Consider the following 20,855-nt stretch of genomic DNA (forward strand, 5'->3'; position numbering starts at 1 on the left):
GAGTGATTAGTACTTTTATTGCTTTTAGTACTTGTAGCTTTCTGGTTTGAACGGGCCTTCGACAGGTACGCCGATATAATCCGCTTGTTCTGTGGACAGTTGAGTAATCACACCGCAGAAGCCTTCAACCATATAACGAGCAACTTCTTCGTCCAGCTGCTTAGGCAGAACTTCAACGGTGATGTTTGCCGCTTTTTCTTCTGCAGGCAGACTAGCAAAACCGGCTTTGTAAAGGTGGATCTGAGCCAGTACTTGGTTAGCAAAAGAGCCATCCATAATGCGTGACGGGTGACCAGTGGCGTTACCTAGGTTAACCAGACGGCCTTCAGATAGCAGAATCAGATAATCATCGCTGTCTAAGTTGATGTCGCTACCTGGTTTTGCATCGCGGAAGACACGGTGTACTTGAGGTTTAACTTCATCCCAAGCCCAGTTTTCACGCATAAATGCGGTATCGATCTCGTTATCAAAGTGACCGATGTTACATACCACCGCGCCTTTTTTCAGGGCTTTTAGCATGTTGGCATTACAAACATTGTAGTTACCGGTGGTGGTAACGATCAAGTCTGTTTTCTGTAGCAGAGGTGCATTGATAGACGCATCTGTACCGTCGAACTGGCCGTTGATAAACGGAGAAACCACTTCGAAACCGTCCATGCAAGCCTGCATAGCGCAGATAGGATCAACTTCAGTCACGGATACGATCATGCCTTCCTGACGCAGAGACGCGGCAGAACCTTTACCAACATCGCCATAGCCAACAACCAAGGCTTTCTTGCCTGATAGTAGGTGATCGGTACCACGCTTGATAGCATCGTTCAAAGAGTGGCGACAGCCATACTTGTTGTCGTTTTTCGACTTAGTAACAGCATCGTTAACGTTGATTGCAGGTACTTTTAGGGTACCTTTGTTCATCATTTCGATCAGACGGTGTACACCTGTGGTGGTTTCTTCAGAAACACCGTGGATGTTATCCAGCATCGCTGGATATTTCTCATGGATCAGAGCGGTAAGATCACCACCATCATCCAGTAGGATGTTGGCATCCCAAGGGCTACCATCTTTGTTGATGGTTTGTTCCAGACACCAAACGTACTCGTCTTCAGTCTCACCTTTCCATGCGAATACAGGAATCTCTTGTGCGGCGATAGCAGAGGCCGCGTGATCCTGAGTTGAGAAGATGTTGCACGAAGACCAGCGAACTTCAGCACCCAGCGCGACCAGTGTTTCGATCAGAACCGCAGTCTGAATGGTCATGTGAATACAGCCGATAATTTTAGCGCCGGCAAGCGGTTGCTCTGCACGGTACTTTTCACGGATCGTCATTAGTGCAGGCATTTCAGATTCTGCAATACGGATCTCGTTACGGCCATAGTCAGCAAGAGTAATATCAGCGACTTTATAGTCAGTGAAGCTCATAGGTTTCTCCATTCGGATGAATGGGCGCCCTTGCAATTAAGTTGGCACGAGACTGAGCGTAGCGGAGGAAGCTCCGTTGCAGCGCCCCTCAGTGTCGTGTGAAATGCTCTAATGAGATAGAGCCATCTGTTTAAGCTGGTGGAATCCACTGACTCAAACAGACCAAAAATCAGATACAGCAAAGCAGGAGCAAGCTCCTGCTTTGGGGTGCGCCCAGTCTTAAAAGACTTGAGCACAAAGGCAAGCTGCTTTAAGCATCTGCCTTCAAGCGTCGGTCTTACAGGCCCGCAGCGGCTTTCAGGTCATCGGCTTTATCGGTTTTTTCCCACGGGAAGGCGGTAAAGGTGTCATTACCCACCGTCATCTCAAATGGGTTACGACCAAAGTGACCGTATGCGGCGGTTAGACGATACATAGGATGCAGTAGATCTAACATGCGAGTAATCGCAAAGGGGCGTAGGTCAAAGTGCTCACGAACCAGCTTAATAATCGCTTCGTCAGAAATCTCGCCCGTGCCAAAGGTGTTGATAGAAACCGATGTTGGCTCGGCAACACCAATTGCGTAAGACACCTGAATCTCACAACGATCCGCCAAACCCGCTGCCACGATATTTTTCGCCACATAACGGCCAGCATAAGCGGCAGAACGGTCAACTTTGGAAGGATCTTTACCTGAGAATGCCCCGCCACCGTGACGAGCCATACCACCGTAAGTATCGACAATAATCTTACGACCGGTTAGACCACAGTCACCCACAGGGCCGCCGATAACAAAGTTGCCGGTTGGGTTAATATGGAATTTAGTGTCTTTAGTCAGCAATTCAGCAGGAAGCTCCTGCTTGATGATCAGCTCCATAACCGCTTCACGCAGATCTTTCTGGCTTACTTCAGGGTTATGCTGAGTAGACAGAACAATCGCATCAATCGCAGATACTTTACCGTTTTCATAGCGACAAGTGACCTGAGATTTTGCATCAGGGCGCAACCAAGGCAGTTGACCGTTTTTACGGGCTTCGGCTTGGCGCTCAACTAAGCGGTGTGCAAAAGTGATTGGTGCAGGCATCAATACATCAGTTTCGTTTGATGCATAACCGAACATCAGACCCTGGTCGCCAGCGCCTTGGTCTTCAGCCTTTTGACGATCGACACCCTGTGCGATATCCACAGACTGCTTACCAATCAGATTAATGATGCCGCAAGTGCTGCCATCAAAGCCTACATCAGAAGAGGTGTAGCCAATGTCGTTAATAACGCCACGAACTAAATCTTCTAGGTCGATCCAAGCGGATGTAGAAATTTCACCAGAAACAATGGCAACACCAGTTTTCACCATGGTTTCACAGGCAACACGGGCGTATTTATCTTCAGCCAAAATCGCATCTAACACGGCATCAGAGATCTGGTCAGCAATTTTATCTGGATGGCCTTCAGAAACAGATTCAGACGTAAATAAAGAGTATTCGCTCATGATTCTCTTATTACCCTCAAAGGAGTTAAAAATAAGGAATTAGCCAAGCCTCAGAGAAGACCTGACCTCCTGTAACAGATCGGCGGAGACCGCCCACCTGTTGGTTTTTCGACCGACTGGATTGATTAACTTTAGGGGCTAAAAACCAGCCAAATCGAGCGTAAGACCTAAGAAGCCCATTTTTCAATACAAAAAATGAGTAAAACACAAAAATGAAAACCTTTAATTTAAACGGACTAAAAAAGGCAAATTTTTGCGACTCCGTTGGACGCGCTTAAGTTTGAGTACACAATTGTAGCAACTGTATTCACTTTATATACAGTGAAATTTATTAAAATGTACCTGCGGCGAATTCATTATTACGTAACAAGGGGGTAACTGGATGCCTTAACTGATTAAATCGTCAACCTTGCAGATAAATAACGGCAAAGGTTTGAAGCCTGACGCCAGATCAGCGACAATAAGCGCCTATTTTCCGGTGGTTTGCTTCGATTGTGTGTCTATCTGGGTAGGTCTGCTTTTCAGATACTGTTCTGTTTATCGGTTCAGATATCCCAGACTTAGCCAGATGGCCGTATAAATGTTGCAAGTCATGAAACCTATATTTTGTGGCCAAGCCACACACCTTGGAGTCTGGAAAGCATGCCTTCCCGTTCTGATTTAGCTAATGCCATCCGCGCCCTAAGCATGGACGCTGTCCAGAAAGCCAAGTCCGGTCACCCCGGCGCCCCGATGGGGATGGCTGATATTGCTGAAGTACTATGGAACGACTTCCTACAGCACAACCCGCAAAATCCTAACTGGGTTAACCGCGACCGTTTTGTTTTGTCTAACGGCCACGGATCCATGCTGCTTTATTCGTTGTTGCACCTAAGTGGTTATGATCTATCTATTGATGATCTGAAAAACTTCCGTCAGTTGCACGCTAAAACAGCAGGTCACCCAGAGCACGGTTACGCACCGGGTATTGAAACCACCACTGGCCCATTGGGTCAGGGTTTGGCTAATGCTGTTGGTATGGCGATTGCCGAAAAAGCCTTAGCCGGTCAGTTTAACCGTGAAGGTCATAAGGTCGTTGATCACAATACCTACACCTTCCTAGGTGATGGCTGCATGATGGAAGGTATCTCTCACGAGGTATGTTCACTGGCAGGTACTCTGGGTCTGGGTAAGCTGATCGCCTTTTATGATGACAATGGCATCTCCATCGATGGCGAAGTGGAAGGCTGGTTTACCGACAACACTGCCCAGCGTTTTGACGCTTACGGCTGGCATGTCGTTAAAGTAGACGGCCACAACCCTGATGAAATTAAAGCCGCTACAGAAGCTGCTAAAGCAGAATCTGACAAGCCAAGCCTGATCATCTGTAAAACCATTATCGGTTTTGGTTCGCCAAACAAAGAAGGCAAAGAAGATTGCCACGGCGCACCTCTGGGTGATGACGAGATCGCACTAACCCGCGAACGCCTAAACTGGCACCATGCACCGTTTGAAATTCCAGCAAATATTGCTGGCGCTTGGAACGCCCAGGAAAAAGGCGCAGCGCTGGAAAATGCATGGAATGATACTTTTGCAGCCTATAAAGCGGCCTACCCTGAGCTAGCCGCTGAGCTGGATCGTCGTATGAAAGGTGATCTACCTGCAGATTTCTCTGAAAAGGCGAATGCTTATATTAAAGCCAGCCAAGAGAAAGGCGAAACAGTCGCAACCCGTAAGGCATCCCTAAACAGCCTGAATGTCTTTGGCCCAGAACTGCCAGAACTTCTTGGTGGTTCAGCGGATCTGGCACCATCCAACCTGACTTTCTGGAATGGCGCAAAAGCGATCACCGCTGATGACGCATCCGGTAACTACATGCACTACGGTGTCCGTGAGTTCGGTATGGCTGCCATCATGAATGGTGTTGCCCTGCACGGTGGTTTTGTTCCTTACGGCGCAACCTTCCTGATCTTTATGGAATACGCCCGTAACGCCGTACGTATGGCGGCACTGATGAAACAGCGCGCTATCTACGTATTTACCCATGATTCTATCGGTCTGGGTGAAGATGGCCCAACGCACCAGCCGGTTGAACAGATCCCTAGCCTGCGTGGCACACCAAATATGAGCGTATGGCGTCCTTGCGATGCCGTAGAAACCGCTGTTGCTTGGAAATCTGCATTAGAGCGCGACAACGGCCCAACAGCTTTGATTTTGTCTCGTCAAAATTTAGCTCACCAGCCTCGTAACGATGAGCAACTGGCGAATATCGCCCGTGGCGCCTACGTACTAAAAGATTGCGAAGGCACCGCTGACGCCATTCTAATCGCCACCGGTTCAGAAGTTGCACTGGCCGTAGCCGCTGCGGAAGAACTGAGCGCAAAAGGTAAGAAAATTCGCGTTGTATCCATGCCATCAACGGATCTATTTGATGGGCAAGATGCAACCTATCGTGAATCTGTACTACCTGCCGACGTGATTACTCGTGTGGCTATTGAAGCCGCTCACAAAGACTTCTGGTACAAATATGTGGGCCTTGAAGGTGCCATCATCGGTATGGAAAGCTTCGGTGAATCCGCACCGGCTAACCAACTGTTTGAAGAGTTCGGCTTCACCACCGACAACATCGTCGGCACCGTTGACGAACTGCTGGAAGAGCTGGACGACTAATCTTTATAAGATAAGTCCTCCGCTTTAAAGCGCAAGAAAGGCAGCCCGATGTGGCTGCCTTTTTGGTTTCTGTATTTTTAGTACAAAAAAATGATCAATTTTTGAGGCAGAAGTTCTCTACAGCCTCGTTAACTGTTTTAAGGCAAATATGAACAAGGATCTATATTCAGGTGATATCGATTGGGAGAGAATTTACCGTACATTTCATGATCCCTTTCAAATTGCAAAACGCATCAAGAACGAACTTGGCGATACACGCATGCCTATCGTTTTTTCTGGCTTCCCGGAAAGCGCATCCTATTTGGCGCATGATATGCCTGTGACATTTGTCGATCACTCATCATCTATTACTGATAATGCCAAAAGGTGCTATCGACATATAAATGGATTTCAGGTTGGTGATATTACGCAGCTTATAGCCACACTTCCGGTTACCCGCATTGTCATCGCTTGTAGGGTTTCTGCTTATTGGGATTCTTCTGAGTATTTTGAGCGTCTAGCGACTTCATTGCTATCATTTCCCCGAGAGTTAGTCTTGATCGATTTCTTCGACAGAGATCTCGTGGAAATAGGGGGGCGTCTTAATTTTGAGTCCAGGGATGAGTTTGGGGAATGGAGCTATCTTGGCCTCGAAGAAGTAAATGAAACAGAACCTTCTCCCTCAAAGTTAAAAATCAAAGTATCGTACTCCCTTAATGATCACAGTTTTAGTTATGAGGGCTATCGTTCTTGTTTCAGAAAATCCGATATATTGAGATGGGCCCGTTCGAAACTCACGGACTATAACGTCATGTTGGGCGAGCCGTTACTAGACGATGATCCAAGCTTTTCGCTCAAACTAATACGAAAAATGAGCTAACAAGGCTATTTCATGACAGGGTTACGCTCTGCCTGTCTATTCGGTTAAGCTTTTTTTACCCCCATTCCTCCCGCTAAGTTTGCGCTGCAGCGTGATATGCGGGAAAATACCCCACCTTTTTTCGACGGTTTGCTCTGTTTTTTGGATCTTATAAACAGATTTCAGGATGTTGCAGTCAAGCTGTCGTGATTCTATTACGAATAGCGCAGGTGGGGCTTTGTCAAAGTTCAGGTTAGCTATTAATGGTTACGGTCGTATCGGCCAATGTGTGCTGCGTGCGTGCTATGAGCGTGAGGATTGCGCTGATATTCAGGTGGTGGCGCTTAATGAGTTGTCGGATCTTGCGACGATTACTTACCTGACACGTTATGATTCTACCCATGGTCGTTTTCCGGTGCCGGTGAGTTCTGATGCCGAGGGCCTGTTGATTAATGGCCAGCCTATCCGAGTGTTGAGCCAGTCGGAGCCTGAGGCATTACCTTGGGGTGAACTGGGTGTTGATCTCTTGCTAGAATGCTCTGGCTCTTTTAAAGATCGCGCTACTGCTCAACGGCATCTTAATAGCGGTGCGGCAAAGCTGTTATTCTCCCAGCCTGCGGAAGTGGATGTTGATACGACGATTGTTTATGGCCTGAACCAGCATGAACTGAATCAGCAGCAGACGATTGTATCCAGCGCTTCTTGTACCACCAACTGTGTTGTTCCGATTTTAAAGTTGATTGATGACCACTTTGGTATCGCTCATGGTGTGACGACGACGATTCACTCTGCGATGAATGATCAGCCGGTGATTGATGCTTACCATCAAACCGATCTACGTTTAACCCGTGCGGCGATGAGTTCTATTGTGCCGGTGGATACGGGCTTACCGAAGGGGATTGATCGGTTGTTACCTCACCTTTCGGGCAAGTTTGAATCTTTGCATCTTAGGGTGCCGACCATGAATGTCTCTGCGATGGATTTGACGCTGTGTGTGCAGACCGATACCAGCACTGAGGCGATTAACAAAGTGCTATCCGATGCGGCGAAAAATCAACTATTTGGCCTATTGGGCTATACCGAAGAGCCCCACGCCTCGGTAGACTTTAACCATGATCCGCGCTCTGGCATTGTCGATGGTACTCAAACCCGTGTATCGGGTAAGCGCATGGTAAAAATTCTCTGTTGGTTTGATAACGAGTGGGGTTACGCCAACCGTATGCTTGATGTTGCTTTAAGCTGGTTAAAAGCGCATTAGATAAGCTGAAAAAAATAATAAAATAAGCAATTCCCCGGACGAGCTTGCAGGCTAAGAGCCTGTAAGTAAATGACTTCTGAAACGACACTAAACGGCGGGAAAACTGATGACCGTATTAAAAATGACCGATCTGAAACTAACCGGAAAACGCGTCCTAATCCGCGAAGATCTGAATGTACCGATTAAAGATGGCAAGGTAGCCTCTGATGCTCGTCTTCGTGCATCGTTGCCCACAATGCAGCGCGCTTTAAAAGCTGGCGCTAAAGTGATGGTAATGTCGCATTTAGGCCGTCCGACTGAGGGCGAGTATGCTGAAGAGTTCTCTTTGGCTCCGGTTGCGGATTATCTGGCTGAAGCTTTGGGTTGTCCGGTACGTTTGGAGAAAGATTACCTGAATGGCGTTGAAACGGCTGAAGGTGAGCTGGTTGTTCTAGAAAACGTGCGTTTTAACAAGGGCGAGAAAAAAGACGAAGACGATCTGTCCCGTGCTTATGCCGCTTTGTGTGATATTTATGTGATGGATGCTTTTGGTACGGCCCACCGTGCCCAAGCATCGACCCACGGTGTTGCCCGTTTTGCCCCGTTAGCCTGCGCTGGCCCTTTGCTAGCGGCGGAGTTGGATGCGTTGGAAAAAGCCTTGGCTAATCCGGCTAAACCGATGGCCGCTATTGTGGGTGGTTCTAAAGTATCGACGAAGCTAGAAGTGCTTAACTCTCTAGCGAGCAAGTGCGATCAGCTGATCGTGGGTGGGGGTATCGCCAACACCTTTATTGCAGCCGCAGGCTATAATGTTGGTAAATCGTTATATGAAGCGGATCTGATTCATGTGGCGAAGGGGATTATGGCGAAAGGCTCTATTCCTATTCCCGTGGATGTTGTTGTGGCTAAAGCGTTTAGCGACACTGCCGAAGCAGTTGTGAAGAAAGTTGACCAAGTGGCTGATGATGAAATGATTCTGGATATCGGTCCAGAAACTGCGGCACAATTGGCGGCTCAACTAAAAGATGCTAAAACCATTCTTTGGAATGGCCCTGTGGGCGTTTTTGAGATCGAACAATTCAGCAACGGCACTAAAGCGTTGGCTCTTGCCATTGCGGAAAGTGAAGGCTTTTCGATTGCTGGCGGCGGTGATACTTTGGCGGCTATCGACAAATACGATATTGAAGATAAAGTATCCTATATCTCAACCGGTGGCGGTGCTTTTCTTGAATACGTAGAAGGTAAAAAACTACCTGCAGTTGCCGCGCTAGAATTGGCTGCTAAACTGCAAGCGGGTGATGTAGATACTTGCTGTGGTAATGGCTGCTGCGACTAATTTACATCGCTTAAAAATGATATAAAAAAAGCCGGGGGCTTGGATGCTGGTTTCTACCTGTAAAAGGGATAGGGCTGCAGAAACCGAGTCTGACCGGCTTTTTCGCGATACATACTTTTTCGCGATACACTAGCGCCATTGGGCGAACAGAGCCTTTAGCGAGGTATCGTTCTGCTATTATTTATTGATTCTTTGACGATTTTAAAAGGAAACACTCATGGCTTTAATTAGTATGCGCCAAATGCTGGATCACGCTGCCGAGCACGGTTACGGCGTACCAGCCTTTAACGTCAACAACCTAGAGCAGATGCGTGCCATTATGATCGCGGCAGACAAAACTGACTCTCCGGTTATTGTTCAAGCTTCTGCTGGCGCGCGTAAGTACGCGGGTGCTCCTTTCTTACGTCACCTGATATTGGCGGCGGTTGAAGAGTTTCCACATATTCCTGTCTGTATGCATCAGGATCACGGCACCAGCCCTGCGGTTTGCCAGCGTTCTATTCAGCTTGGCTTTAGCTCGGTTATGATGGACGGTTCTCTGATGGATGATGGCAAAACGCCCGCATCTTACGAGTACAATGTAGAAGTAACCCGTCGTACCGTTGAAATGGCTCATGCCTGTGGCGTTTCTGTGGAAGGTGAACTGGGTTGCTTAGGTTCTCTTGAAACCGGTCAGGCCGGTGAAGAAGATGGTGTTGGTGCAGAAGGCACTCTGGATATGGATCAGATGCTGACCGATCCTGAAGAAGCGGCTGACTTTGTGAAGAAAACCGGTGTAGATGCCTTGGCTATTGCCATTGGTACTTCTCATGGCGCGTACAAATTCACTAAGAAACCGACCGGTGATGTTCTGCGTATCGACCGTATCAAAGAGATTCATGCTCGTATTCCTGATACCCATCTGGTGATGCACGGTTCTTCTTCTGTGCCTCAAGAGTGGCTGGCGACTATTAATGAGTTTGGTGGCGAGATTCCAGAAACTTACGGTGTACCTGTGGAAGAGATCGTTGAAGGTATTAAACACGGTGTGCGTAAGGTGAATATTGATACTGATCTGCGCTTGGCCTCTACCGGTGCGATTCGTCGTTTCCTTGCGGAAAACCCTTCTGAATTTGACCCACGTAAATATCTGAAAGCGTCTATGGATGCCATGATTCAGGTTTGTGTGGATCGCTATGAAGCCTTTGGTACCGCAGGTAACGCCAGTAAGATTAATGCACTGTCTTTAGATGACATGTATGAGCGTTATTTGACCGGCGAGCTAGACCCTAAAGTAAAATAAGCAGGAGCCCTTACGAGGGTTAAAGCTGATTTTAAGGCTATAAGCTGAAAAACCCGTGTCGCTTATACAGTGCGTCACGGGTTTTTTGCTTAATAGGCGATCAATACAGCTCGGAGGCTTTAATGGAAGCATTTATCCACGACCATATGAGCGGCATCGTGATTGTACTGATGCTTTTGGTGCTGCCGTTTTATCTGCAAAAAATGCAGCAGTGGCACAAGAGCAGTCACAAACGTAAACAGGAGCGAAAGCGGCGCTTGAAGTAGCAGTTTGAATCTCTCGCAACTAGAACATCTCGCCATTGGAGATTACTTGCCCTGTGCCAGTTCTTCGCTACGGACGGCAGCCGCTGCCATCGCTTTTTTCATTAACTCCGGTAGTGCGTCATCGTTCATCATAATATTGAGGGCGGCTTCGGTGGTGCCTTTAGGGCTGGTGACTTCTTTTCGTAGCTCAGCCGGTGCGCGATTATCTTGCTCAAGTAGGGCGCTGGCACCGGTTACGGTATCCAAGGCTAACTGGATGGCAAGCTCTTTCGGCAGGCCTGTGCTGATCGCACCGGCAACCATCGCTTCCGCAAAATAGAACAGATAAGCAGGGCCACTGCCGCTAACGGCGGTTACCGCATGCATCTGCTCTTCATCGTCAACCCAGTAGAAGTTACCTAGCGGTGTAAACAAGGCTTCGCAGGCCTGTTTCTGTTTATCGCTGACCTGTGCATTAGGGCTGGCGACCATAACGCCACGGCCTATCAAGGCAGGCGTATTCGGCATAATACGGATAATGCTAATCGGCTGTTCAGCCAAGCGTGCTAGCGTTTCGCTGGTTGTGCCTGCGGCAACAGAGATCAATAGCGTTGATGCGTTAAACAGGTGCTTATAGGTTGGCAGTGTTTGCTCAATTACCTGCGGCTTAGTGGCCAGTAAAGCATAATCAAACTGAATATCGGCCGGAATACCGGACACATCAGCGACCGCATAAACCCCTTGATGAGCGGTAAATGACTTTAGCCCTTCTGCATTAGGATCAACAATGTAGATTGTTTTGTCACCAATACCCTGCTGTAGCCAACCATTGATGATCGCCCCACCCATACGACCAGCACCGATGACTAAAATATTTCCTGATGAAACTTCTGACATATTACTTTCCCCTGCGAATAAGTTATTGCACTTCTCAGCGGGTAAAAAGGCCGCTATAAAGGGTGCGATTAAGATAAATGGTGTCATTGAAACAGCGTCGTGCGGGGATTATAGCGTGAAGAAAAAGCCTATAGCTATGGTGATGCGAACATCCTCGGCTTTGAGGATGTTGCTTAAGATTAAGAGGTGAGTGGTTTAAAGCTCAACCTCTTCTTCCGCAATCACTTCAGTCTCTGCTTTAGCGGCCGATAGCCATTCCTGATAGGCTTCAAGCGCTAGAACCTGCTGGCAGTAGGCTTTTAACTCGCTGGGTAGCTCAATGTTGTAGGTCATAAAACGACTGGCTACCGGCGCATAAAAAGCGTCGGCAATGGAAAATTGACCCAGTAGCCAAGGGCCATTTGAGTGTGCCAAAAGTTGCTGCCAAAGCGATATAATACGATCACTATCTTTTTGAGCGGCGGCGCTTAGACTGACGCCATCGTAGCGTCTACGAACATTCATGGGTAGCTCATGACGCAAATCGGGGAAGCTCGAATGCATTTCCGCCACGGCTGAACGTCCTAGACTCATTAGGCGCGGGTCTTCTGGCCAGCCTTTACCTACCAAAAAATGCTGATTGATATATTCACAGATCGCCAGAGAGTCCCAAACTGCAAAGTCATCATCTTTTAGTACCGGCACCTTGTTACAGGGTGTGTGCTCTGCCATTAACTCAGGCATCTGCTCAGTGAACAGTGGAATACGCACCTCATCAAAGGCGATGCCAAACTGCTTGAGCAGCAACCAAGGGCGTAGCGACCATGACGAATAGTTTTTATTGCCAATAACGAGAACGGGCTTTGCCATCATCAATATCCTCAGAAATTATTAGGGGCTGTTTTAGCCGGTAGCCACAGTTTGCCCTTGGCGCTTCTTGCCAACAAACGAATAAAATTTAACTCTGCTATAACATGAGCTTATGGTTTCTGTTGATCTGCTTTCCTATCGTGAATCATTTTCTGTCATGATCAGGTTTTGCCCATCATTCAACGGTTGAGGTTGTTATGGATACAGAGTTATTGAGAACCTTTATGGCGATTGTTGATACGGGTAGCTTTACTCGGGCAGCCAAACAGATTTTTCGTACTCAGGCCGCCGTTAGTCAGCAGATGAAACGACTGGAGCAGGTATTAGGTAAAGCCTTGTTTGAGCGTGATGGACGGGCGCTTACACTGACGCCAGATGGTAAAGCTTTGGTCAGTTATGCCCGCCGTATTCTTAACCTACATGATGAAGCGTTACAAAAACTACAGCAGGAACCTGAGCGTTGCCCTCTGAGGATCGGTTGCCCCGATGATTACTTGGTGACGGTGATGCCTGCGCTTATTCAGCGGATTCACGATTACTTGCCAGATATTGAGATACAGGTGTTTGGTGGCTCTAGTAGCCGGTTGCGCCCTCAGCTGGATGCTGGGGAGCTTAATCTCTCGGTGATGACTCGAAGGGCTGACAGTGATGAAGGCTACCTGCTGTATCAGGATCGTGGGGTTTGGGTGCTACCTCCAGCAATGACTCCGGATGATTTCGATGTTTTACCGCTGGCGCTGGCCGAGCCCGATTGCAAATTCCATAGCACGGCTCTTGATGGCTTAGATAAAATAGGCAAACCTTATAAAGTGCTAACGGTCGCTAACAGTACATTGCTCCTATCGGAAATGGTCAGGCGTAATGGCATGGTCAGTGCCATGATTCGCTCTAGTGCGCCTGATGATTTAACGCTGATTGAAGCCGGTACCTTGTTACCTGAATTAACCTCGGTCTCTGTCGTTTTGGTGATGTCGGCCAGTCATCATCCAAAAATGCCCGCGGCATTGGTGCAGCAGATTAGCCAAGGGTTTGCGGCGGAGTGAACCTTGTCTCGGTACTGGATTGAGCTTAAGCTCTGCGCTCAGTACACTTACTGCTTTCTGTTTTCGTTTATTTTCTGCCTGTGGATAAAACAATGTCATTTGATCAGTTAAAAAGCCTTGTCTATTCAACCGAAACGGGCCGCTTATGCCCAGATTGCGAACAGCCAGTAGATAGTTGTAGCTGCAAGCAGGCGGATGATGTCGTGCCTGAAGGTGACGGTATTGTACGGTTGAAGCGTGAAACCAAAGGCCGAAAAGGTAAAGGCGTTACGTTGATTGAAGGTGTGCCGGTGACACCAGCCGAGCTGAAAAAACTGGCAAAAGAGCTAAAAACCCGTTGCGGTGTTGGTGGTGCGGTAAAAGAGCATGTGATTGAGATTCAAGGCGACCAGCGAGATCTGTTAATGACACTGCTAACGGATAAAGGCTTCAAGGTGAAAAAAGCTGGTGGCTGATTGGTTTTTGTATGTGATCGAAACAGATGGCGAAAAACTCTATACCGGCATTACTACCGATGTTGAGCGCCGCTTTGATGAGCATAAATCCGGTAAAGGCGCGCGTTTTATGCGGGGGCGGAAACATTTCCAGCTGCGACATCAGCAGGTTATCGGTAGCCGCAGTTTGGCTCTAAAAGCGGAATATGCCTTCAAACAGTTAAAACGAGCCCAAAAATTACAATGGCTTGAAAAGGGGAGTATCCCTTTTGATGCAGACAGTGGCAAAATAGTATATTCATAGAAATGAATATTAAGCTATGGATTCAATAAGGACAGGTCAGGCTATGAGTGATACGCAAAATAAACGAGCTTACGGTGATGGTGACGCCTCCTTTCAAACCGCGGGTGGCGAAGCGGGCATTAAAACATTAGTGGATGCCTTTTATCATGCTATGGCAACTTTGCCACAGGCCCAGCATATTCGACAGATGCACGATGATGATTTGACCGAATCTAATGACAAGCTCTTTCGTTTTTTGTGCGGCTGGTTGGGTGGGCCAAAACTTTACCGCGAGAAATACGGCTCTATTGCTATTCCTCGTGCCCATGCTCATTTGGATATCGGTCTTGAAGAGCGAGATGCTTGGCTGGCCTGTATGGCCGAGGCTCTAAAGACGCAGGATTATCCCGAAGACTTTAAAGCCTATTTAATGGAAGCTTTGATGTTCCCTGCGGATCGTTGTCGTAACCGCTAGTATTGTTTCTGGCAGATAAAACTTGTGTAGAATTAAATCGGAATGTCACCCTCACGAATACGAAACCAAACCGCGACGCTGTAACGGGTGTCATGGGTGGGGAGTACCTCGTGGGGGAACTCTTCACTGAGAAACGCCACCACCGTACCCGCCTTAGGTAACAGTGTCGTAATCGGTGTATCTCCCTCTTCTGGATACAGGACTAACTCTCCGCCCTGTTCTGCGCTCCAATTTGGATTGAGATAAAACACCAACGTCATAATACGGTTACGCTGGCCTTTAAAGCTGTCCATATGTTTACGATAGAACTGGCCGGGTTCGTAGATAGCATACATGGCTTCAAAGTGGTTCATACCGAGAAACAGCCTACGATTTACCGCGGTCATCAACTGATCTAACATCTGCATAAAGAGATGCTGGGTGTCATTAATATCGTCTAACCAGCAGATGCGATCAGAGCGGATATCTTCTCGACGAATAAAATCCTGCTCGCGGCCAATGCCCGCTTTATGGAACTTTTCCTCTTGATCCAGTGCCATAAGGTCGCCACGCATCAAATGGATAAAAGACCCACTTAAAAAATTGTCTAATACCGCCCAGCCTTCTTGATAAAGTGCAGAACACATTTGGTCAATATCGGGTTGGCTGATTAACTCTTGGGGCTGTATTGCAGTGGGTAAAGACTCTTTAGAATGATCTTTCAATGGCCTTCTCGCTCAACTTAACAGGGCAAATACCCTTTCTATTAAGCTAGCTTATACCTCAAGCGTTAGCCGTAAAGAAGCCCTAGAATAAGGTTTCTGGTATTTTGTTTTACAAGAAGATAGACATAAAATGCAACTTATTGCGACATCATGCTTGTTGGTGGGTGCATCTGGGGAAAGATTAATGAATAATGCAGCACACATAAAAAGGCAGAAAGGTAGGCGATATGCCCAGTAGTAATCGGTCAGTACTCATCGAAAAAGCAAGACGAGTCGCGAAACGGGGTTTGTTTGACTATTTATGGCGCTCCATCGCTTTGCCTATTATGATTTCAGCGGCGGTTTGCTTTGGCCTGTATTTTTTTGCCTTCCCGGAGGCTTTTGCCCATCCTTTGGCGGTTTTACTGCCTATCTTAGCGCCTTTAGTCATTAGCCCTGTGCTTAGTTGGCCTCATTATCGCCTGCTTAAAGCTCTGGCCGAAGAACACGATACCCTCGAACGAGAAGTGCATCGTCGTCGTTCTTTAGAACACGACCTGCGATTGCAGGCTAATACCGATACCTTAACGGGACTCTCCAATCGACGGGCTTTTTTTGAAGAAGGGCTTCGACGCCTAGAGTTTGAATCGCAAACGCTGGTTATTATCGATCTTGATTTCTTTAAGCAGGTTAATGATCGTTATGGTCATGATATTGGTGATCATGTCCTGGTGCATATTGCTCGATTGCTATCGGATCATTTTGAACCAGAAGCCCTCCTCGCACGGATGGGCGGTGAAGAGTTTGCTTTACTGTCCAGCTTGAGAGAGAGCGATCTTATTGAGCAGCTACAATACTTAAACAGCCAGCTAACGGATCAATCGCTTGTGGTCTTAGGCCGTAAAATCCATACCAGCCTGAGTGCCGGTGTTGTTAGTATTGCCCAGAGTGGTAGCTTGCAAGAAGGCATTATTGCAGCCGATACTTATCTTTATAAAGCAAAGGCAAATGGCCGCTGCCAAGTACAGTCAGCTTAAGGTCACTGCTTAAGTTAAGGGCACAGCTTAAACTAAGGAGAGATACCGTGATCTATCAATACGCAGAATCACCGCTGGGCTGTTTAATGATGGCTGAGACAGAAGCAGGAGCGGGTATCTCCCTGCTTTATATCGGCGATACCGAAGCTGCACTTATGCAGGCTGCCCAAGAGACTTTCCCTGATCGCCACTGGCAGGTTACGACACACCTGAGTTCATCACTGGATCAGATCTGCTCCGCGCTTCAGCAAAAACAGCCCCTGCCTGCTTTGTCGTTAAATGTTCAAGGCACTGCCTTTCAGCAGCAGGTTTGGCAAGCCCTGCAAGATATCCCTTTTGGTGAAACGGTCAGCTACAGCCAGCTAGCCGAGCAATTGGGGATGCCAACCGCTGTGCGAGCGGTTGCTAGCGCCTGCGGCGCGAATGAGATCGCCTTACTGATTCCTTGCCATCGCGTTGTTCGCAAAAATGGAGACCTATCCGGCTATCGGTGGGGCATTGCCCGAAAACGGCAATTGTTGGATATGGAGCAGGGGGCTTCAGTTCAGTAATTGGAGCGTCCTGATATTCGTCAGGCTAAAGCTATGTTCCTAACGCTGGAGCATAGTTTCTATCGCGGTAACTCAGGCTTTTGAACACTACCGCCAGAGGATGAACCTAATGAATGCGTTAGATCAGAGAAGGCATTTATTACTCTTTCTGATGGCTCTTTGTCTAGTAGTGTCTGGCAGGTGTCACTGTATCTTTGATAGGTTGCTTTGATGCGGTCAATTCTACCTTCATGATGGTAACACTTCATAAGCCCAATATAATAATCTTCTTCTGTTATGTCGATATCAAGAGCTCGGTCAAAATATTCTATAGCATTAGTGGATTCATTTTTATTCAAAAAATAGTTCGCAATTTTTTCTAGGAGAATTTTATGATTCTTTCCTGTTCTACTGCGAGCCATAAATGTCCAAGGTGAATGAATATCCTCATTCATAAAAGGGGTTTGATAGTAGGATGTAAGGTCTATGGCACGTTCAATATTGGTGCTATTAATCTCCCCAAGAGGATCCCAGAATGCCAATGCATCCACCCAACATTCTTTTGAAAGAGATAGGGTGTTGTTATGATTTATTATATAACTATCGTCTCCCATGTTTTTTCTTAATCTGTGCAAAGTGGTCTTAAATGATTTATATGCAGCATCACCATCTGAATCTGGCCAAATAGTATCGCAGATCAAATCAATAGGTACATTGTAACTGCCATGGGCAATAATTATTTTCAATAGCTCTAAAGGTTTTTGTTGCAAGTTTAAAACTTTTTCAGACCCATTACATTTCATGGTCAATTTAAAGGCTCTTAAGGTGTAAATTCTCACTTTGTAGGGCCATAGGTGTAAAAATGGATTGTTTCGTTCAGGTTGTAAATGGTGTTCTGATATTATTTTTCTGATGTAATCAGGAGTAATGTTTCTTTCAATGGCTAAGTGGCAAAGTTTTGAGAATTTTTCTTTTCCAATTAACGGGATGAAAATAAAGTCATTCTTATAAGCAAGCGACAGAGCTTTTTCTAGTTTGTATGGATAGAGTACTTCGTTTTTTAACTCTAGCCATGCCTCAACACATAAAGACTGGTACTCCAAGTATGTTGATCCTAGCCAGTCGGAAGAGCACATCTCATGCAGCGTTCTTTCGTATGATTCAATATCCCCACTTTCAATGTATGCAAGCGCCAGTATGATATTTGACCAATGAGTAGGGTAAATTGCACCTGCGTTATAATACATATCAGATGCTTTTTCCAAGTCATGAATCGCTTTATGGAATTCAGAGGTATAAAGGGCATATAGCCCAGAAAGAGTGAGAATATCTGCACGGCGTACAGGTGGTAACGATGTATATTGATTCAGCAAAACTTTGATCTGCTCATCTGATTCAGCAAACTTATTATCACGTAACAATGTCAGAACCAAAATATACCTGAACCAGAACTCGTAAAGCAGAATTCCACTTTTTACACCTTCATTTATACTATCTCTGCATATCTTTTCGGCTTTGTTTCCTTTGCCTGAAACATAGCCATAATGGAAAGCGTAAATAAGTTGAGTTTGTAGCTTAAGAACAGGGATGGATGATATTTCCTGACATAAGGGGTCTAGTATATCCATCAAATGGTAGGTTTTTCTATCCTCTCCAGCAAAACGATAATAAATCATCATATTATTACAGCGCTTGAGTAGTGCAAAAGGATCGCTGCAGTTCTCAATTGCTTGCTCAGCATACGCTTTCCAGTGCTCCTGAAGAGGGTGATTTAATGACTGAAATGAGGTCGCAAACAACACGGTGCAGGCAATGCTCTCAGCTGCCTTTTCAATATCAGGGCTGGGTTCCTGAAGTAGGCGATCCATCTTGTATAAGCAGCCTTCTAAAAGATCATAGTCCTTCCCAGAAATAGCGAGAGCTTCCAAATAACAGCCGTAAGCGTGTAATGCCATGCTGTATTTTTTATTCTTGATAAAACCATCAATAGATTTTAGTAAAATACTACAAGACTTGTCGGTAGCTGAAATAAGTAGACTTTGTCCATAGACAAGAAGGAGTTCTGGGTCTTGTCGCAATTCTTCATCAGGGATTACATTAAACCACGTACTAAGCTGCTCAATACGGCCCTGTGAAATTAGTTGCTCAGATTTAGACTTTATGATTTCTTTTGCTGCACTGAATTTTTCCAGATCCAAATAGATCTCTATCGACTCTTCATAGGCCCCTTTTTCCAGAAGCATTGATGCTGCTAATAGGGATGCTTTACGAGCTGATTCTTCTCCATATTCTTCTCGATGATGACTCTTTAGATATTCTCCGAAAATAGGATGGTAGCTAAAAACATTGATGTTAATAGAATGAACTTCTATGAATAGATTTGAACTAATTAGCCAGTTAATTATAATTTCACTGTTTTTTATCCCAGGGATATTATTGGCCATTTCAGCTGTAAAGAAAGGCATAAATGCAGTATTTGAAAGAAAATAAACAACTTCCCTGTCTAGATTTTTCATTATGTCACTGGCAAAGAAGTAGAAAAAATCTTTATTCCTTTTAATGTTCGTAAATGAGTTTTTGTTTTTCTCATGGCGCGCCATATTTGAGACTGCTAATCTTATTCCTGCGGCCCAACCATTGCTTTGTTTGTGGATAGTTGTTATTTCTTCAGCTGTTAGCTTATTGTCTGTTTCTAATTTGAATAGATGGCGAGTATCATCAATACTAAATTTTATATCATCCCAGTTAATGATGCTCAATTTATTTTCAGATTTTATATTGATATATTCTGGAGGTGTGGACTCTCTACTTATGACTAGAAAATTTATATTATGTTCTGTAAGTTCAATTACGCTGCTTATTATGCTATGAACTGGTGATTCTTGCTTAAGGTTATGATAGTCATCCAGCACGAGTAATAGATTTTTTTCTGGGTTATCAGTTACGATTATATTAAGTTGCCTCAGCACATAACTGACTGGGTCCAAAGCATATGCTTGCGTAAAAATTTCCAAATTTAAAGCTGTATGAGGTAAGGTTTGCTGAATAGAGAGCAGCAAGTGTTGGAAAAAGGTACTTGGTGAGGAATCAGATCCATCCAGGCGTAGCCATATACAATCTAGCTGCCGTGCTTCAATCCAGTCTGCTATCAATGTGGTTTTACCTGCGCCCCCAGGAGCGCTGACCCAGATCAGAGGCTTCACGACTGAATCAAGATAGTTTAGCAGGCGATCTCTGCGTAATATTCCAGATATTAATGGGGGGGTCAGCTTGCTACTGATGACCGGAAGAACCTGCATATTGGTCTCATTTAATTATTCTAGCAATGTTGGGTGGCGTCAGGTTTGCTTTTAAAACCTAACAAGGCACTACATTGTGCCTAACTTGTTCGTGCTTCCTGCGTACCGCAAAGGAGAACTTTGTCTGCTTGGTATGACAGCTCAATATACCTAAATTTTCTAAACAGGCAAATCATATAAAGTGTGACCAAGTTTGCAGTATGAAGGAATACTAGCTGGGAAGTACCTGCGTTGCTGAAATTCAGAGATACATTGAGAGTGAAAACAAAAAAAGCGCGATCAGAGACCGCGCTTCGAAGTGGGTAGAAAAAGGGGTGTTCAGGGCAAGAGAATACCGGTACCTACCACTCTCAGTTGTGTGTTTTGACTCGTGAGTTCCGTATTGTTGGTTGAGTGGTACGCCAACTGAGCTTGTTGCACGGCCTGACTGTAGCGAGGTCCCGCAGCCTCCATCGGTGAGATGATATGCAACTGACCATCAACAAACGTCAGTTGGTAGTTGTCGGCTGATAAGCCTGAGGCAGACAAGCGGTATTGGCCCGGCATATTGGCGCCTTCGGCACTGCCGTGCCACAACAGTTCACCCTTTAGCACTGATGCGTCTTCATTTGCCACAAAACCACTGTAAGTCACCCCATTACCGCCCGACCAGCTTGAGCCATCCTGCACCCAAAGGGCATTCTGCGCCATTACTGTCAGGGGGGCTTGGTCGATACTTAATGTGCCATCAACAAAGTTAATATTGTAATTATTGGCGCTTAAGCCGGATGGGAGCAGGGTATAGTTACCGGCATTGACGGCACCTTGGGCTGTCCCGCCCCAGCTGAGAGAACCGTTCAGCACAGAAACAT

Annotated in this window: 19 protein-coding genes and 1 riboswitch; of the genes, 12 read left to right on the forward strand and 7 right to left on the reverse strand. The window is 46.2% G+C overall.

The genetic code is table 11. The features are described from left to right. Nucleotides 1-24: 24 nt before the first annotated feature. Nucleotides 25-1,419, reverse strand: a complete 1,395-nt coding sequence (gene ahcY, locus G517_RS0109580; RefSeq protein WP_245543228.1) for an adenosylhomocysteinase — start codon at nt 1,417-1,419, stop codon at nt 25-27. A 15-nt stretch (nt 1,420-1,434) separates the two neighbouring features. Continuing rightward, a riboswitch (S-adenosyl-L-homocysteine riboswitch) is annotated at nt 1,435-1,515 on the reverse strand. A 181-nt stretch (nt 1,516-1,696) separates the two neighbouring features. Then, on the reverse strand, nt 1,697-2,887 hold the full coding sequence (gene metK, locus G517_RS0109585; protein WP_028304231.1) for a methionine adenosyltransferase: 1,191 nt from the start codon (nt 2,885-2,887) through the stop codon (nt 1,697-1,699). A 642-nt stretch (nt 2,888-3,529) separates the two neighbouring features. Here metK and tkt point away from each other — a divergent pair. From tkt to G517_RS20750, 6 genes are all read left to right on the forward strand, one after another. Continuing rightward, entirely contained in the window at nt 3,530-5,536 is a 2,007-nt protein-coding gene (tkt, locus tag G517_RS0109590) for a transketolase (RefSeq protein ID WP_028304232.1), read from the forward strand. Between the two features lie 148 nt (nt 5,537-5,684). Next, on the forward strand, nt 5,685-6,395 hold the full coding sequence (locus tag G517_RS0109595) for a hypothetical protein (protein WP_028304233.1): 711 nt from the start codon (nt 5,685-5,687) through the stop codon (nt 6,393-6,395). 166 nt (nt 6,396-6,561) lie between these two features. After that, nucleotides 6,562-7,632, forward strand: a complete 1,071-nt coding sequence (locus tag G517_RS0109600) for a type I glyceraldehyde-3-phosphate dehydrogenase (protein WP_051206266.1) — start codon at nt 6,562-6,564, stop codon at nt 7,630-7,632. 106 nt (nt 7,633-7,738) lie between these two features. Beyond that, nucleotides 7,739-8,947 carry a phosphoglycerate kinase gene (locus G517_RS18550; RefSeq protein ID WP_051206267.1) on the forward strand — a complete coding sequence of 403 codons (1,209 nt, stop codon included), beginning with the start codon at nt 7,739-7,741 and terminating at the stop codon, nt 8,945-8,947. 217 nt (nt 8,948-9,164) lie between these two features. Continuing rightward, complete coding sequence (gene fba / locus G517_RS0109610) at nt 9,165-10,229, forward strand: class II fructose-bisphosphate aldolase (protein WP_028304235.1); 1,065 nt, start codon at nt 9,165-9,167, stop codon at nt 10,227-10,229. 122 nt (nt 10,230-10,351) lie between these two features. Further along, nucleotides 10,352-10,495, forward strand: coding sequence for a hypothetical protein (locus G517_RS20750; protein WP_157833179.1), 144 nt, complete (start codon nt 10,352-10,354; stop codon nt 10,493-10,495). A 42-nt stretch (nt 10,496-10,537) separates the two neighbouring features. Here the strand turns inward: G517_RS20750 and proC are convergent, their stop codons facing one another. Both proC and G517_RS0109625 read right to left on the reverse strand, forming a co-directional pair. Then, nucleotides 10,538-11,371, reverse strand: a complete 834-nt coding sequence (proC, locus tag G517_RS0109620; protein WP_028304236.1) for a pyrroline-5-carboxylate reductase — start codon at nt 11,369-11,371, stop codon at nt 10,538-10,540. A 195-nt stretch (nt 11,372-11,566) separates the two neighbouring features. Then, on the reverse strand, nt 11,567-12,220 hold the full coding sequence (locus G517_RS0109625; protein WP_028304237.1) for a glutathione S-transferase family protein: 654 nt from the start codon (nt 12,218-12,220) through the stop codon (nt 11,567-11,569). Between the two features lie 197 nt (nt 12,221-12,417). Between G517_RS0109625 and G517_RS0109630 the strand changes: the two genes are divergently transcribed. The 4 genes from G517_RS0109630 to G517_RS0109645 all read left to right on the forward strand — a co-directional run bounded on the left by G517_RS0109630 (nt 12,418) and on the right by G517_RS0109645 (nt 14,455). After that, nucleotides 12,418-13,263, forward strand: coding sequence for a LysR family transcriptional regulator (locus G517_RS0109630; protein WP_028304238.1), 846 nt, complete (start codon nt 12,418-12,420; stop codon nt 13,261-13,263). 92 nt (nt 13,264-13,355) lie between these two features. Further along, complete coding sequence (locus tag G517_RS0109635) at nt 13,356-13,718, forward strand: translation initiation factor Sui1 (RefSeq protein ID WP_028304239.1); 363 nt, start codon at nt 13,356-13,358, stop codon at nt 13,716-13,718. Continuing rightward, nucleotides 13,711-14,001 (forward strand): GIY-YIG nuclease family protein, encoded by a 291-nt coding sequence (locus tag G517_RS0109640; RefSeq protein ID WP_028304240.1) that lies wholly within the window; start codon nt 13,711-13,713, stop codon nt 13,999-14,001. Before G517_RS0109635 ends, G517_RS0109640 begins: the two co-directional genes overlap by 8 nt. A gap of 43 nt (nt 14,002-14,044) precedes the next feature. Next, nucleotides 14,045-14,455 (forward strand): group II truncated hemoglobin, encoded by a 411-nt coding sequence (locus G517_RS0109645; protein WP_028304241.1) that lies wholly within the window; start codon nt 14,045-14,047, stop codon nt 14,453-14,455. A gap of 32 nt (nt 14,456-14,487) precedes the next feature. Here G517_RS0109645 and G517_RS0109650 read toward each other — a convergent pair whose 3' ends face one another. After that, nucleotides 14,488-15,159, reverse strand: a complete 672-nt coding sequence (locus G517_RS0109650) for a 2OG-Fe(II) oxygenase (RefSeq protein WP_051206269.1) — start codon at nt 15,157-15,159, stop codon at nt 14,488-14,490. 227 nt (nt 15,160-15,386) lie between these two features. Here G517_RS0109650 and G517_RS20125 point away from each other — a divergent pair, with 227 nt between their 5' ends. Beyond that, a complete protein-coding gene (locus tag G517_RS20125) occupies nt 15,387-16,175 on the forward strand; it encodes a GGDEF domain-containing protein (protein ID WP_051206270.1) in 789 nt (262 codons plus the stop codon). Between the two features lie 47 nt (nt 16,176-16,222). Next, nucleotides 16,223-16,726, forward strand: a complete 504-nt coding sequence (locus G517_RS18560; protein WP_051206271.1) for a methylated-DNA--[protein]-cysteine S-methyltransferase — start codon at nt 16,223-16,225, stop codon at nt 16,724-16,726. A 59-nt stretch (nt 16,727-16,785) separates the two neighbouring features. On the opposite strand, the gene G517_RS0109665 is transcribed toward G517_RS18560, so the two are convergent. Together G517_RS0109665 and G517_RS0109670 are read right to left on the reverse strand one after the other, a co-directional pair. Beyond that, nucleotides 16,786-20,004 (reverse strand): AfsR/SARP family transcriptional regulator, encoded by a 3,219-nt coding sequence (locus G517_RS0109665; RefSeq protein ID WP_028304243.1) that lies wholly within the window; start codon nt 20,002-20,004, stop codon nt 16,786-16,788. 318 nt (nt 20,005-20,322) lie between these two features. Beyond that, the coding region (locus G517_RS0109670; protein ID WP_028304244.1) for an MBG domain-containing protein at nt 20,323-20,855 on the reverse strand (533 nt) is incomplete at its 5' end.

Source organism: Oceanospirillum maris DSM 6286, from assembly GCF_000422865.1.
Taxonomy (GTDB): Bacteria; Pseudomonadota; Gammaproteobacteria; order Pseudomonadales; family Halomonadaceae; genus Oceanospirillum; species Oceanospirillum maris.

Bases quoted from the DNA above. Each gene is read 5' to 3' on its own strand.
- G517_RS0109635 (WP_028304239.1), top strand. From the start codon at position 13,356: ATGTCATTTGATCAGTTAAAAAGCCTTGTCTATTCAACCGAAACGGGC.
- G517_RS0109630 (WP_028304238.1), top strand. From the start codon at position 12,418: ATGGATACAGAGTTATTGAGAACCTTTATGGCGATTGTTGATACGGGT.
- G517_RS0109625 (WP_028304237.1), bottom strand. From the start codon at position 12,220: ATGGCAAAGCCCGTTCTCGTTATTGGCAATAAAAACTATTCGTCATGG.
- G517_RS0109645 (WP_028304241.1), top strand. From the start codon at position 14,045: ATGAGTGATACGCAAAATAAACGAGCTTACGGTGATGGTGACGCCTCC.
- G517_RS0109665 (WP_028304243.1), bottom strand. From the start codon at position 20,004: ATGCAGGTTCTTCCGGTCATCAGTAGCAAGCTGACCCCCCCATTAATA.
- G517_RS20125 (WP_051206270.1), top strand. From the start codon at position 15,387: ATGCCCAGTAGTAATCGGTCAGTACTCATCGAAAAAGCAAGACGAGTC.
- G517_RS0109600 (WP_051206266.1), top strand. From the start codon at position 6,562: ATGTTGCAGTCAAGCTGTCGTGATTCTATTACGAATAGCGCAGGTGGG.
- ahcY (WP_245543228.1), bottom strand. From the start codon at position 1,419: ATGAGCTTCACTGACTATAAAGTCGCTGATATTACTCTTGCTGACTAT.
- G517_RS18550 (WP_051206267.1), top strand. From the start codon at position 7,739: ATGACCGTATTAAAAATGACCGATCTGAAACTAACCGGAAAACGCGTC.
- G517_RS0109595 (WP_028304233.1), top strand. From the start codon at position 5,685: ATGAACAAGGATCTATATTCAGGTGATATCGATTGGGAGAGAATTTAC.
- fba (WP_028304235.1), top strand. From the start codon at position 9,165: ATGGCTTTAATTAGTATGCGCCAAATGCTGGATCACGCTGCCGAGCAC.
- metK (WP_028304231.1), bottom strand. From the start codon at position 2,887: ATGAGCGAATACTCTTTATTTACGTCTGAATCTGTTTCTGAAGGCCAT.
- G517_RS20750 (WP_157833179.1), top strand. From the start codon at position 10,352: ATGGAAGCATTTATCCACGACCATATGAGCGGCATCGTGATTGTACTG.
- tkt (WP_028304232.1), top strand. From the start codon at position 3,530: ATGCCTTCCCGTTCTGATTTAGCTAATGCCATCCGCGCCCTAAGCATG.
- proC (WP_028304236.1), bottom strand. From the start codon at position 11,371: ATGTCAGAAGTTTCATCAGGAAATATTTTAGTCATCGGTGCTGGTCGT.